The 13,315-nt window shown below is 54.6% G+C and carries 13 protein-coding genes; 11 read left to right on the top strand and 2 right to left on the bottom strand.

The window, feature by feature from the left end:
* Positions 1-19: 19 nt before the first annotated feature.
* On the top strand, positions 20-964 hold the full coding sequence (gene hemC / locus KO503_RS17255; RefSeq protein WP_215992792.1) for a hydroxymethylbilane synthase: 945 nt from the start codon (positions 20-22) through the stop codon (positions 962-964).
* A 38-nt stretch (positions 965-1,002) separates the two neighbouring features.
* Here the strand turns inward: hemC and hemN are convergent, their stop codons facing one another.
* On the bottom strand, positions 1,003-2,358 hold the full coding sequence (gene hemN, locus KO503_RS17260; RefSeq protein WP_215992793.1) for an oxygen-independent coproporphyrinogen III oxidase: 1,356 nt from the start codon (positions 2,356-2,358) through the stop codon (positions 1,003-1,005).
* Between the two features lie 74 nt (positions 2,359-2,432).
* On the opposite strand from hemN, the gene fnrL reads away from it, so the two are divergent.
* Positions 2,433-3,164: a transcriptional regulator FnrL gene (fnrL, locus tag KO503_RS17265; RefSeq protein ID WP_215992794.1), complete on the top strand. Its 732-nt coding sequence runs from the start codon at positions 2,433-2,435 to the stop codon at positions 3,162-3,164.
* A 120-nt stretch (positions 3,165-3,284) separates the two neighbouring features.
* Here fnrL and KO503_RS17270 read toward each other — a convergent pair whose 3' ends face one another.
* Positions 3,285-4,124 (bottom strand): universal stress protein, encoded by an 840-nt coding sequence (locus KO503_RS17270; RefSeq protein WP_215992795.1) that lies wholly within the window; start codon positions 4,122-4,124, stop codon positions 3,285-3,287.
* Positions 4,125-4,384: 260 nt separating this feature from the next.
* Here KO503_RS17270 and ccoN point away from each other — a divergent pair, with 260 nt between their 5' ends.
* From ccoN to ccoS, 9 genes are all read left to right on the top strand, one after another.
* Positions 4,385-5,980 carry a cytochrome-c oxidase, cbb3-type subunit I gene (ccoN, locus tag KO503_RS17275; RefSeq protein ID WP_215992796.1) on the top strand — a complete coding sequence of 532 codons (1,596 nt, stop codon included), beginning with the start codon at positions 4,385-4,387 and terminating at the stop codon, positions 5,978-5,980.
* Positions 5,981-5,993: 13 nt separating this feature from the next.
* Positions 5,994-6,719, top strand: coding sequence for a cytochrome-c oxidase, cbb3-type subunit II (gene ccoO, locus KO503_RS17280; protein ID WP_215992797.1), 726 nt, complete (start codon positions 5,994-5,996; stop codon positions 6,717-6,719).
* 11 nt (positions 6,720-6,730) lie between these two features.
* Complete coding sequence (locus tag KO503_RS17285; protein ID WP_215992798.1) at positions 6,731-6,913, top strand: cbb3-type cytochrome oxidase subunit 3; 183 nt, start codon at positions 6,731-6,733, stop codon at positions 6,911-6,913.
* Positions 6,910-7,770, top strand: a complete 861-nt coding sequence (gene ccoP / locus KO503_RS17290; protein WP_215992799.1) for a cytochrome-c oxidase, cbb3-type subunit III — start codon at positions 6,910-6,912, stop codon at positions 7,768-7,770. Before KO503_RS17285 ends, ccoP begins: the two co-directional genes overlap by 4 nt.
* 150 nt (positions 7,771-7,920) lie before the next feature.
* The gene (yghX, locus tag KO503_RS17295) at positions 7,921-8,829 is read left to right on the top strand and encodes a YghX family hydrolase (protein WP_215992800.1); all 909 of its coding nucleotides are present in this window, start codon (positions 7,921-7,923) and stop codon (positions 8,827-8,829) included.
* 243 nt (positions 8,830-9,072) lie between these two features.
* Positions 9,073-10,503: a cytochrome c oxidase accessory protein CcoG gene (gene ccoG, locus KO503_RS17300; RefSeq protein ID WP_215992801.1), complete on the top strand. Its 1,431-nt coding sequence runs from the start codon at positions 9,073-9,075 to the stop codon at positions 10,501-10,503.
* Between the two features lies 1 nt (position 10,504).
* Complete coding sequence (locus KO503_RS17305) at positions 10,505-10,963, top strand: FixH family protein (RefSeq protein ID WP_252731161.1); 459 nt, start codon at positions 10,505-10,507, stop codon at positions 10,961-10,963.
* A gap of 14 nt (positions 10,964-10,977) precedes the next feature.
* Positions 10,978-13,155: a heavy metal translocating P-type ATPase gene (locus KO503_RS17310; protein ID WP_215992803.1), complete on the top strand. Its 2,178-nt coding sequence runs from the start codon at positions 10,978-10,980 to the stop codon at positions 13,153-13,155.
* The gene (gene ccoS / locus KO503_RS17315) at positions 13,152-13,313 is read left to right on the top strand and encodes a cbb3-type cytochrome oxidase assembly protein CcoS (protein WP_215944643.1); all 162 of its coding nucleotides are present in this window, start codon (positions 13,152-13,154) and stop codon (positions 13,311-13,313) included. The genes KO503_RS17310 and ccoS overlap by 4 nt, the downstream gene beginning before the upstream one ends.
* Positions 13,314-13,315 lie beyond the last annotated feature (2 nt).

The raw sequence follows: 13,315 nt of genomic DNA on the forward strand, positions 1-13,315 counted from the left end.
TCGCAGGTAGGTCTTGGATATGACAGTCACATTCCCAACCCCCGCTCGCACTTTGAAAATTGGCACCCGTGGATCACCTTTGGCGCTGGCCCAAGCTCATGAAACCCGTGCGCGGTTGATGGCTGCGTTTGATCTGCCGGTTGAAGCGTTCGAGGTGGTGGTGATTTCCACTCAAGGCGACCGCGTGCAAGATCGCGCGCTGAAAGAAATTGGCGGCAAAGGGTTGTTCACCCGCGAAATCGAAGACCAACTTTTGGCGGGTGACATCGATATTGCGGTGCACTCAATGAAAGACATGCCTGTGGATCAACCCGAAGGGCTGATCCTTGATTGCTATCTGCCGCGCGAAAATCCCTGTGATGCTTTTGTGCAGCTCGGTGGTGGCGCGTTGAAAGACCTGCCCCAAGGTGCCACCGTTGGCACGTCGTCTTTGCGCCGCAAAGCGCAGTTGTTGCACTATCGTTCTGATCTGAATGTCGTTGAATTTCGCGGCAATGTGCAAACCCGTTTGAAAAAGCTTAAGGATGGCGTGGCTGAGGCGACGTTTTTGGCCATGGCGGGGCTGAATCGTTTGAATGCCGCAGACGTGCCGCGCAGTGAGATTACGCCTGAAGAAATGCTGCCAGCTGTGGCCCAAGGGGCTATTGGCATCGAGCGCCGCTTGGATGACTTGAACACAAAGACGCTTTTGGAGGCTTTGCATGATGGGCCAACAGGGCAGCGTTTGGCTGCCGAGCGCGCATTTTTGGCCGCTTTGGACGGGTCTTGCGAAACACCGATTGCAGGGCTTGCCACATTGGACGGCGATACATTGCGCCTGCGTGGTGAAATTCTGCGCACGGATGGGTCCGAGGCGCTGAGCGACAAAATCTCTGGCCCGATTGACCAAGGTGCAGCACTGGGCGAGGCGCTGGCTGCGCGCCTTTTGGCCCGTGCTGGCGATGGATTTTTCGACTGGAAATAACGCTGCTATTGAAAAGCGCTTAACGGCGGCGGGCAGGGTTACACAGCAGAGGAATGTTGCGCTTGTGCCATCGCGTAAGTGTCAAAATGGCGCGCAATCATGCGGGTCAAAGGGCGCGCCTGTTCGCGGATTTCAATCGATGTTTTTGAAATGCCAAGCATCTTGGGAAAGGCGGCATCGACAGATGACGCAAAATCGTCAAAGTCGGATTGGCTCAGGTCAAACCGCGCCGCAAGGTCGCTGTAGTTGACTTGAAAATCACACATCAGGGCTTCGATAATACGCCCGCGCAAATGGTCTTCTGTGGTAAAGGCATGACCTTTGCTGATCGGCAATTCGCCTGCGTGCACCCGTTTTTGATAATCCGATGTTGAGGGCGCGTTTTGTGCATAACCGTCTGCATATTTGGCGATTGATGAGGCACCCACGCCAATCATGGTCTGACATTTATCGTCTGTGTAGCCTTGGAAATTCCGACGCAGCTTGCCAGCGCGCGCCGCGATTTCCAACCCATCGCCGTTGCGGGCAAAGTGATCGATGCCGATTTCGGCATAGCCATCCATCGCAAACAGATCACGGGCAACGTTGAACAAGTCCAACCGTTCTTGTGGTGTCGGTAAGGCATCTGTCGGAATCATCGATTGACGCCGTGCCACCCATGGCACATGGGCGTATCCGAACAACGCCACACGATCCGGCGACAGTGACAAAAGCTTGTTCACACTGTCGGCAATGCGTTCGCGGCTTTGCCCCGGCAACCCGTATAAAATATCAGCGTTAAGCGATTTGATCCCACGGGTGCGCAAGCCATCTACGGCGGCCTTGGTGATTTCATAAGACTGCATACGGCCGATGGTCTTTTGAATCTCTGGGTTGAAATCCTGTACGCCGATTGAGGCACGATTCATGCCCGCTTTTGCCAAAGCGTCAAGACGGTCATCATCGATTTCGTTGGGATCAATTTCGACTGAAAACTCATAATTTGGCGCAAATGGGGCCACATCATTGATAGCAGAGGTCAAATCTGCGATCATGCTGGCATCTAATAAGGTCGGCGTGCCGCCCCCCCAATGCAAGTGGCCGATTTGGATGCCCGCGGGCAGGTGGCTTTTGACCAGCTTCAATTCAAGTTTGAGTGTCTCGATATAGGCAGCAACGGGACTAAGGGTGCTGGTGCCTTGGGTCCGACAGGCACAAAACCAACATAAACGGCGACAAAACGGCACATGAACATACAGGGATATGGGCACATTTGGGTCAAGCTGCGTCATCCAACTGCTCACTTGTGTCGCAGTGATGTCGGTTGAAAAATGTGGCGCGGTTGGATAGCTCGTGTAACGCGGTACACGAGCATCAAACAGGCCCAGATTGCGGAGTTGTGTGTGGATCGTCATGAGAGTAGGATTTACGGGGCACAAGCTGGTTGCGCTTTGACCCAGATCAAAATGCGTGAGTGAGCAGGATAGTTATGACATTTGACCCAAAAGACTGCGGTACATGCCCCATCCGTCACCGTGCCGTTTGTGCGCGATGCGAAGCGGATGAGCTGGAAACACTTGATGGGATTAAATTTTATCGATCCTTTGAGGCGGGGCAGCCAGTGATTTGGTCCGGCGACAATATGGACTTTGTCGCCTCTGTGGTGACAGGTGTCGCCTCGCTCAGCCAAGCGATGGAAGACGGGCGCACGCAAATGGTCGGGCTATTATTGCCCTCTGATTTCTTGGGCCGCCCTGGACGCGAAGCTGCCACCTATGATGTTGTGGCTGTGAGCAATCTGACACTGTGCTGCTTTCGGCGAAAGCCCTTTGAAAAGATCATGTTGCAAACGCCGCATATCGGACAGCGCTTGCTTGAAATGACGCTGGACGAATTGGATGCCGCGCGCGAATGGATGCTGATTCTGGGGCGCAAAACTGCGCGGGAAAAAATTGCGTCTTTGTTGACGATTTTGGCTCGTCGCGAAGCATCGCTTGCCTTGCAAACCGCAGAAAGCGGGACGTCGTTTGAATTGCCTTTGACCCGTGAAGCGATGGCGGATTATTTGGGGCTCACGTTGGAAACCGTGTCGCGACAGATGTCTGCACTCAAACGTGAGGGGATTGTGTTGCTTGAGGGCAAGCGCAAGGTGATCATTCCAGATTTTGATGCGCTGATGGCCGAAACCGGTGATGACGCCGACGGCGGTATGGTGTCATAACGCCGTTTGCGCATGCGCGGATTGAAATCAGGTGAGATGCAGTCCAGTTCATTGGTCTGATACGTCTCCACGCCACAAAGCGACGATGCTCTGTGACGCGGGCAGGGGCGATGTTGCGTTTTAATGCGCCATGAGAACAGGCAGTTCTGCCATTTCCAGCATGTTGCGTGTGGCGCCGCCCATGATTGATTGACGCAACCGCGAATGACCGTAAGCGCCCATAACCAATAGCTGTGCATCTTGATCGTTCAGGTGGCGACACAGAACATCAGACACACGCGGCATGGTTTTAGCCAGCACGGACACTTCGACCGCAACTCCGTGGCGGCTGAGCATCTGGCACAGCGCCCCACCGGGATCAGAGCGATCAGGGCCGTGTTGGGGCGGATCGATTATGGTGATGTTCACACTGTCGGCCTCGGTCAAAATAGGCAAAGCCGACCGCACAGCACCGAGGGCTTCGTTGCTTTCATTCCAAGCCACCACGATGCGCCCGATATGATCTGGCAAGGTGGCTCCGTCGGGCATGACCAGCACGGGGACGCGGCATGAGAACAGCGCGGCTTCTAAGATTTCTTCGTGTTCATGACCGCGACCGTCGCCGTAAGGACGCGGCAGAACGACAAGATCAGAGAACCGTAGAATGCTGGACAGCTGTGGCGTGAGACCCGCCATCTGTGCTGTCATCGGCCGCACCGCCCATGAAATATCTTCGGCGTGCAAATGCTGTTGAATAACGGCTTCGATTCGTTCACTTTCAGCCAGCGCGAATTGCAGATTATCTTGCAAAACCATAGCGTTGGTGCCTGTGTAATAAAACCCAGGCTGCGTGCGATCCAAGCCAAGGCAGATGACGTCGAGATGGGCTCCGTTGCTGCGCGCCAAAGCGACAGCGGCGTTCAGAGCATGGATGTCAGCGGTTTCATCGCAGACGATGGTGGTTAGGGTTTTAAAGGACATTTGGAGACTCCTGTTTTGAGGTCTATCTGTCTCCATTGTGCGCCTGAGCGCAATTTCGGGCTTTGATTGAGATCAATGTGGCTTTTTGAGCAGAAACGTCCACCACAAATGTCGCAATTGTCGCGCTATCCATCAATCCTTTGACTTAGATCAATGTTTCCGAAACAGATGTCGTACAAACCCAATATATCATGACTCGTAGTCTCATCTGCGGGTCCATTATGGCCGATCAACAGGCCATTCGACGAAGGGACGCGAAAATGTGGAGCTATATTAAGCTGGCCGTGTTGGGGGTCGTGATGATCCTCGCTGGTCTGGCTGCAAATTACGGGCGCGATTTGGGCTACCAAATCCATGCGCTGATCTTCATGGCGGCCACCGCCATGACATTTATTTACACACTGCGCCAAGCTGGCGAAGTCGTTGAAAAGCCCAAAGGCTATCTGGACGGTCCAGTGCGTTTTGGGGTGATTGCGACTGCTGGTTGGGGGGTCGTTGGGTTTCTGGCTGGAACGTTCATCGCGTTTCAATTGGCCTTTCCTCAACTGAACTTTGACTTCCTGCAAGGCTACGGCAACTTTGGGCGTTTGCGTCCCTTGCACACCTCTGCGGTGATCTTCGCATTTGGCGGTAACGCCTTGATCGCATCGTCCTTTTACGTGGTGCAACGCACATCCGCTGTCCGCCTTTGGGGCGGCAATTTGGCGTGGTTCGTGTTTTGGGGCTACAACCTGTTCATCGTTCTGGCAGCTACTGGATACTTGCTGGGGATCACCCAATCCAAAGAATACGCTGAACCTGAATGGTACATCGATATTTGGCTGACTGTCGTTTGGGTCGCTTACTTGCTGGTGTTCCTTGGCACGCTGATGACCCGTAAAGAAAAGCACATCTATGTGGCGAACTGGTTCTACCTGTCGTTCATCGTGACCATCGCGATGCTGCACATCGTCAACAACTTGGCTGTGCCCGTGTCCATCTTTGGCTCCAAATCTGTGCAGCTGTTCTCAGGCGTGCAAGACGCGATGACCCAGTGGTGGTACGGCCACAATGCTGTGGGCTTTTTCCTCACCGCGGGCTTCCTTGGGATGATGTATTACTTTGTGCCAAAACAAGCCGAGCGTCCGGTGTTTTCGTACAAATTGTCCATCATTCACTTTTGGGCTTTGATCTTTTTGTACATCTGGGCTGGTCCGCACCACCTGCATTACACAGCTTTGCCGGATTGGGCGTCGACTCTTGGCATGGTGTTTTCTATCGTGTTGTGGATGCCGTCTTGGGGCGGGATGATCAACGGTCTGATGACGCTGTCTGGCGCTTGGGATAAGTTGCGCACGGACCCTGTGATCCGCATGATGGTGATCTCTATCGGTTTCTACGGCATGTCCACCTTCGAGGGGCCGATGATGTCGATCCGCGCTGTGAACTCGCTGTCGCATTATACCGACTGGACCATCGGCCACGTGCATTCTGGCGCTTTGGGTTGGAACGGTATGATCACCTTTGGTGTGCTCTACTTCCTCGTGCCCAAACTGTGGCACAAAGAGCGTTTGTATTCTTTGGGTCTGGTGTCTTGGCACTTCTGGTTGGCCACAATCGGCATCGTTCTATACGCGGCGTCCATGTGGGTCACCGGTATTATGGAAGGTCTGATGTGGCGCGAAGTCGACAGCCAAGGGTTCTTGGTCAACGCATTCGCCGACACAGTGGCCGCCAAACATCCGATGTATGTCGTGCGTGCTTTGGGTGGGGTTCTCTATCTCGCTGGGTCGCTCATTATGGTCTATAACCTCTGGATGACTGTGCGTCGTGCGCCTGCAATTGCAGACGCGTCGGCCATGGCTCCGGCAGAATAGGGGGCGCTCAGATATGGGACTTCTAGACAAACACAAATTCATCGAGACCAACGCGACCATTCTATTGGTTGGGTCGCTCTTGGTGGTGTCCATCGGTGGGATCGTCGAAATCGCGCCGTTGTTCTATCTTGAGAACACCATTGAAGACGTTGAAGGCATGCGGCCTTATTCGCCTTTGGAACTCACTGGTCGCGATATCTATGTGCGTGAAGGCTGTTACGTCTGTCACTCGCAAATGATCCGCCCAATGCGTGACGAAGTCGAGCGGTATGGCCACTATTCCTTGGCTGCTGAATCGCAATACGATCACCCGTTCCAATGGGGCTCAAAACGCACGGGGCCAGATTTGGCGCGTGTGGGTGGGCGCTATTCAGATGAATGGCATGTGGATCACTTGACCGACCCGCAATCTGTTGTGCCAGAATCCGTGATGCCAAAATATGGCTTCTTGACGGATACGATGATCGAGCCTGAATACATCGATGATCTGCTTAAAGCGCATAAAATGGTTGGGGTGCCTTACACCGACGAGATGATCGAAGCTGCGAGCGACGACTTTTTGGCGCAGGCTGATCCAGACTCTGATTATGATGCTTTGTTGGAACGCTATCCAAACGCGCAGGTGCGCAATTTTGATAACGAACCAGGTATTTCAGAAATGGATGCTTTGATCGCTTACATGCAAATGCTGGGGACTTTGGTTGATTTCTCGACCTTTACCCCAGATGCGTCTCGATAGGAGAGAGTGCCATGAATTATCATATCTTTCGTGAACTCGCTGACTCTTGGGTGCTTTTGGCCATGTTTGTGTTCTTTGTCAGCGCTGTTGTCTGGTCGTTCAGACCGGGCAGTCGCAAACGGCATGCAGAGATCGCGAACATTCCATTTCGCCATGATGACGCCCCCCTTGATACTGAGGAGTCTCAGTCATGAGTAAGAAACAAGACAAGACCGAGGTCGAAACCACAGGCCATTCTTGGGATGGGATTGAAGAATATAACAACCCCTTGCCGCGTTGGTGGCTCTGGACGTTTTATCTGTGTATCGTTTGGGCGATAGGCTATTCGATCGCCTATCCCGCTTGGCCATTGGTCAAAGGGGCCACCACCGGTCTGCTTGGGTATTCAACCCGCGCAGAGGTGGCCAAGGATATCCAAACCTTTGACGAAATGAACGCCGCTATCGACGCCGAATTGGCGGCTGCAAATGTGGCTGACATTCTGCCAAACACGCCTCTTGGGGATTACGCCACCAACGCGGGGGCGGCTGTGTTTCGGGCCAACTGTTCGCAGTGTCACGGCTCAGGCGCCGCTGGCAACGTGGGCTACCCGAACCTTTTGGACAACGATTGGCTTTGGGGCGGGTCTGTGGATGAGATCGCTTATTCGATCCAGCACGGTATTCGTAATGAAACAGATGATGCGCGTTATTCTGAAATGCCTCGCTTTGGTGTTGATGAAATTCTGGAACCTGAACAGATCGATCAAGTTGTGGAATTCGTGCTGCAACTCTCTGGGTCCGAATTTGACGCCGCACTGGCCACTGAGGGCGCAGTTGTGTTCGAAGAAAACTGTGCGGCCTGTCACGCAGAAGACGGCACTGGTGATCGCGATTTCGGCGCGCCAAATTTGGCGGATGCGATCTGGCTTTACGGTGGTGATCGCGAGACCATCCATGAAAGTGTGTCCGAGGCACGTTTCGGCGTGATGCCAGCTTGGGGGCAACGCTTGACCCAAGCCGAAGTCAACGCCGCAGCCGTCTATGTGCACACACGCGGCGGTGGCGAATAACGTTACTGAGATCGTATGAAATGACAAAGCTGGCCGCGATTGTGGCCAGCTTTTTTGTGGCAGCAGGCAAGATTTCCCAACCAACGAATATTTGATTAGCTTTTTGAACAGGCCGCGCTAACGTCAGGTCATGCACAAGGAGATTGCTTAATGAACACCCCCACCCAAGAACGTCTCACGGCCGCCGATTTTGACCAAGATTTGTTGGATCTTTACGACTATTATGCCCATGGTAAAATCACCAAACGCGAATTTTTAGACCGCGCAGGTAAGTGGGCCATCGGTGGTCTGACAGCCGCCGCGATTCTTGGCACTTTGTCGCCAAATTACGCGCTTGCACAGCAAGTGGCCGAAGACGATGATGACATCATCGGCGAAGACATCACCTATCAAAGCCCCGATGGCACCGGCGAAATCACCGCTTATCTCGTGCGTCCTGCCAATATCGATCCTGCGAACCCGCCAGCTGCTGTGCTTGTGGTGCATGAAAACCGTGGTCTGAACCCCTACATCCGCGACGTTGTGCGCCGTTTGGCCAAAGCCGGTTTCATCGCGATGGGCCCTGATGGTTTGTCCTCGCTTGGTGGCTATCCTGGCACAGATGATGAGGGGCGCGATATGCAGCGCACCATCGATCAAAGCGCTTTGCTGAACGATTTCTTTGCTGGGTTCGAATATCTGCAAGCGATGGAAGGCACCAATGGAAAAGTCGGCGCGACAGGGTTCTGTTACGGTGGTGGCGTGGTTAATAAGTTGGCTGTGGCCTATCCTGAAATGGCCGCAGGCGTGCCGTTCTATGGGTCTACACCAACCGCTGAACAAGTGGCTGCCATTAAAGCACCGCTGCGCATCCAGCTTGCAGCCCTTGATCAGCGCATCAACGCCATGTGGCCTGCTTACCAAGACGCTTTGGAAAAAAATGACAAACGTTACGTGGCCGATATTTACCCCGGTGTGAACCACGGGTTCCACAATGACACGACACCGCGCTATGACGCGGAAATGGCGAAATTGGCCGAAAAACGCATGATCGCTTGGTTCCGCACCTACCTTGCGTGATCATTCGGTCAAGAATTCATGCGCCCGTCTTGGTTGGCGGGCGCATATTTGTGACAGCCGTTTACATTTGTTAAAGCTATCTGAAGTCACTAGAGTTTTTTAGGGGTGCGACAAAAGCAGCATCGGCTGCGACAAAAGTCACATCCAAGATACAACTTACGGTCGGCTTGATCCAAATCAAGGTTTAGGACAACCCGCGCGCCCATTAAGGTGCAAACGCGAACAGTCGAAAAGGCCGCTCTCATGAGCTCATCAGATAGCACACCCAAGCTCTACAAAGCCCGCGAACCGATTTTCCCACGCCGCGTCTCTGGCGTGTTTCGCAATCTCAAGTGGATCATCATGATTCTGACCTTGGGCGTGTATTACGTTTCGCCGTGGCTGCGCTTTGATCGTGGGCCGAAACTGCCCGATCAGGCGATTTTGGTGGATATGGCCAATCGGCGGTTTTTCTTTTTCTGGATCGAAATCTGGCCGCATGAATTTTACTTTATCGCGGGCCTGTTGATTATGGCTGGGCTGGGGTTGTTTTTGTTCACCTCGGCGGCGGGGCGTGTGTGGTGTGGCTATGCTTGCCCGCAAACGGTTTGGACCGACCTGTATATTCTGGTGGAACGCTGGATCGAAGGCGACCGCAATGCGCGTTTGCGTCTGCACCGACAGAAAAAGCTCGATTTTCGCAAAGCGCGCCTGCGCGTGACCAAATGGATTGTCTGGCTGCTGATCGGTTTGGCAACGGGCGGGGCTTGGGTGTTTTATTTCACAGATGCGCCCACATTGTTGGTCGATCTGGTGACAGGCAATGCGCATCCGGTCGCTTACGGGACTATGGCTGTTTTGACCGCGACGACGTTTTTCTTTGGCGGGTTTGCCCGCGAACAAATCTGCATCTACGCCTGCCCATGGCCGCGTATCCAATCTGCGATGATGGACGAAGATACGCTCGTGGTGGGATATCGTCATTGGCGCGGTGAGCCCCGCGAAAAGCATCGCAAGGGCATCGATACCTCGGGCTTAGGCGATTGCATTGATTGCATGGCTTGCGTGAATGTCTGTCCTGTGGGCATAGATATCCGTGATGGACAGCAGTTGGAATGCATCACCTGCGGCTTGTGTATTGATGCTTGTGATGACGTTATGGAGAAGATCGGCAAGCCACGCGGGTTGATCGACTACATGGCCTTGACCGATGAGCCTCGCGAAATCGCAGGTCATGCGCCCAAACCCATTTGGAAACATATCCTGCGCCCACGCACGATCATGTACACGGGCATTTGGTCGCTTGTCGGATTTGGCCTGCTGTTCGCGCTATTCATTCAGCCCGACATCGATATGACCGTCGCTCCTGTGCGCAATCCGACCTATGTGATGTTGTCTGACGGCTCTATTCGCAACATTTACGATGTGCGTTTGCGCAATAAACATGGCGAGGATCGCCCGTTCCAAATCTCGGCCACGGGGTCTGACGATTTGCTGGTGGACATCGAAGGGGGCACAGATCAAACTGTGCTTGTGCCAGCAGATGGTACCAAATTGCAGCGCGTCTATGTGATCGCACCCGCAAAATCTGGGCCTGCGACCTCTGACCGAACACCGTTCACCATGTGGGTGACAGATACAACCAATGATGATCGCGCCTCAACCGAGACCGTGTTCAATGGAAAAGGCAATTAATATGGTACGTGAAATCACTGGCAAACATGTCTTGATCGGGACTGTTTCGGCTTTTTCGGTTATCATCGGGGTGAATCTGTTTATGGCCTATAGCGCCATACGCACCTTTCCGGGGCTTGAGGTCAAAAATTCTTACGTCGCCTCACAAACGTTTGACGCCGACAAGGCCTCGCAAGAAGCCTTGGGGTGGACGATTGATGCCACAGACAAAGACGAAAAGCTTTACGTGACGATCACCGGCGCGGACGGGTTGCCGGTTCAAGTGGCGTCTATTACGGGCACCTTGGGGCGCGCGACCAATACAAGCCAAGACCAAACGCCAGAGTTCACTTTTGACGGCACGTCTTACGTGGCCGACACTGGCCCGTTGGCGACGGGCAATTGGAATTACCGCATGGTGGCCACAGCGCTTGACGGCACTCCGTTCAAGCAGCGCGTTGTTATCCATGTGAAACGCTGATCAAGGCGCGCGTCATGTCTCAAGCTCAAATATCCGCCTGCCCAGGCTGTCTTGCAGCCCCCACTGCCAAAGACATGGCTCATGGGCGGGATGTGAAAGACAGTCAGATCACCTTGTCACTGCCAGCCATTCATTGCGCCGCTTGTATTTCAGGCGTGGAACGCGCGCTTATGCGCCAATCAGGCGTGCGCGCCGCGCGGGTCAACCTGACTTTAAAACGCGCGCAAGTTGAAGCCGACGACACGACATCTGCACAAGAGTTGGCCGATGCGCTGACTGCCATCGGCTTTGAAGCTTACGAGTTGGACGCGGGCACAATAGCTGCCACACAAACCGACCGTGCGGGCCGAGCCATTTTGACCCGCATCGCCGTGTCGGGTTTCGCCATGATGAATGTCATGCTGCTGTCCGTGGCGGTCTGGTCGGGGGCGTCTGATGCCACCCGCGATATGTTCCACTGGATTTCGGCTGCCATTGCTGTGCCAGCCGTCGCCTATGCCGCTCAGCCGTTTTTCATCTCGGCTTGGACAGCCCTGCGCGCCAAGCGGTTGAATATGGATGTGCCTATTTCCTTGGCCATTTTGTTGGCTGTGGGCATGTCAATCTACGAGATATCACTGTCGGGCAGGCACGCCTATTTCGACGCGGCTTTGTCTTTGACGTTTTTCCTGCTTGCTGGGCGTTACCTCGATTACCGCACGCGGTCTATCGCTCGCTCTGCCGCCGAAGAACTCGCCGCCTTAGAAGTGCCCCGCGCCACTTTGGACAACGGGACAATTGTACCCATCGGAGACCTCACCACCGATCACATCGTGCGGGTTGTCCCCGGTGCGCGGGTGCCAGTGGACGGGATCGTCACAGGCGGCGCATCTGAATTGGATCGCTCGCTGCTGACAGGGGAAACCCTACCTGTGGGGGCCGCAAAAGGCTCTCTCGTCAGCGCAGGCGAGGTGAATTTGACAGGGCCGTTGTTGGTGCAGGTCACGGCTGCAGGCGCGGACAGTTCCTTACATCGTTTGGCTGATTTGGTCGCTATGGCTGAAACCTCGCGCAATCGCTATACGTCTTTGGCCGACCGCGCCGCACGCATCTACGCCCCCTTGGTGCATTTGCTGGCTCTGTTTGCCTTTATCGGTTGGGTCGTGGCCACGGGCGATGTGCGGCACGCGCTTAATGTCGCCGTGGCCGTCTTGATCATCACTTGTCCCTGTGCGCTTGGGCTGGCCGTACCTGCGGTGACCACTGCCGCCTCTGGGCGGTTGTTTCGCGCAGGCATGTTGATCAAATCCGCCACAGCATTGGAACGACTGGCCGAGGTCGATACGGTTGTGTTCGACAAAACCGGTACGCTGACCCAAGGCCGCCCGCAGCCCGCAAACTGGGATGCGATTGCGCCTGAGGCGCGATCCATCGTGATGGCCATGGCCGCAGGATCGGCACATCCTTTGTCAGCGTCTTTGTATGATGCGGCGCGTGCATCTCATTGTGTCCCCGCCGATGTCTCAAATGTGGTTGAGGTTCTAGGGCAGGGTATCGAAGCGCAGTGGAACACTCAGCGCATCCGTCTTGGGCGTGCGGCTTGGCTGGGGGCTGAGGCCTTGGGCCAGACCGCCACCTATCTACAAATTGGCGATCAAGCGCCTGTGGCTTTCACCTTTGTCGATCATCTGCGCGACGGCGCGGAACAAGCTGTGGCTGCGCTCAAAGCGCAAGGTAAAGATGTTGTCTTGCTGTCTGGCGATGCGCCTGCTGCCGTGGCGAATATCGCCGCGCGGGTCGGCATTGAGGCTTGGGAGGCCGAATGTCTGCCCCTTGGCAAAGCCTTGCGGGTCAAAGAATTATCCGAGGCAGGGCGCAAGGTCTTGATGATCGGTGACGGATTAAACGACACTGCTGCTTTGGCCGCAAGCCATGTGTCGATCTCGCCGGCCTCTGCGTTGGAAGCCACCCGCGTTGTCTCTGACATTGTCTTGCTGGGCAATTCTCTGGCCCCGATTGGGGACGCCACCACGCTGGCTGTGTCCGCGACCCGTCGCATCAAAGAAAACTTCGCCATCGCTGCGGGGTATAACATGATCGCCATTCCCATCGCCTTGGCGGGGTTCGCCACGCCGCTGGCCGCCGCCTTGGCCATGTCGACGTCATCGATTACAGTTTCGCTCAATGCGCTGCGTTTGAAAGGCTTTAAATGAACGTTCTTGTGTTTTTGATCCCGATTTCATTGCTTTTGGGCGGCATCGGATTGGTGGCGTTTTTCTGGTCGATCAAATCGCGTCAATTCGACGACCCCCAAGGGGATGCCGCGCGTATTTTGACCACAGATTATGACGACCATCCTCGCGAAGATTGACG

Source organism: Pacificibacter marinus (assembly GCF_018860505.1).
Classification (GTDB): domain Bacteria; phylum Pseudomonadota; class Alphaproteobacteria; order Rhodobacterales; family Rhodobacteraceae; genus Celeribacter; species Celeribacter marinus_B.

Excerpts from the sequence above, each read along its gene's own strand:
- KO503_RS17285 (WP_215992798.1), top strand. The coding sequence starts at position 6,731 with ATGAATTATCATATCTTTCGTGAACTCGCTGACTCTTGGGTGCTTTTG.
- hemC (WP_215992792.1), top strand. The coding sequence starts at position 20 with ATGACAGTCACATTCCCAACCCCCGCTCGCACTTTGAAAATTGGCACC.
- ccoO (WP_215992797.1), top strand. The coding sequence starts at position 5,994 with ATGGGACTTCTAGACAAACACAAATTCATCGAGACCAACGCGACCATT.
- ccoP (WP_215992799.1), top strand. The coding sequence starts at position 6,910 with ATGAGTAAGAAACAAGACAAGACCGAGGTCGAAACCACAGGCCATTCT.
- KO503_RS17310 (WP_215992803.1), top strand. The coding sequence starts at position 10,978 with ATGTCTCAAGCTCAAATATCCGCCTGCCCAGGCTGTCTTGCAGCCCCC.
- yghX (WP_215992800.1), top strand. The coding sequence starts at position 7,921 with ATGAACACCCCCACCCAAGAACGTCTCACGGCCGCCGATTTTGACCAA.
- KO503_RS17270 (WP_215992795.1), bottom strand. The coding sequence starts at position 4,124 with ATGTCCTTTAAAACCCTAACCACCATCGTCTGCGATGAAACCGCTGAC.
- hemN (WP_215992793.1), bottom strand. The coding sequence starts at position 2,358 with ATGACGATCCACACACAACTCCGCAATCTGGGCCTGTTTGATGCTCGT.
- KO503_RS17305 (WP_252731161.1), top strand. The coding sequence starts at position 10,505 with ATGGTACGTGAAATCACTGGCAAACATGTCTTGATCGGGACTGTTTCG.
- fnrL (WP_215992794.1), top strand. The coding sequence starts at position 2,433 with ATGACATTTGACCCAAAAGACTGCGGTACATGCCCCATCCGTCACCGT.
- ccoN (WP_215992796.1), top strand. The coding sequence starts at position 4,385 with ATGTGGAGCTATATTAAGCTGGCCGTGTTGGGGGTCGTGATGATCCTC.
- ccoS (WP_215944643.1), top strand. The coding sequence starts at position 13,152 with ATGAACGTTCTTGTGTTTTTGATCCCGATTTCATTGCTTTTGGGCGGC.
- ccoG (WP_215992801.1), top strand. The coding sequence starts at position 9,073 with ATGAGCTCATCAGATAGCACACCCAAGCTCTACAAAGCCCGCGAACCG.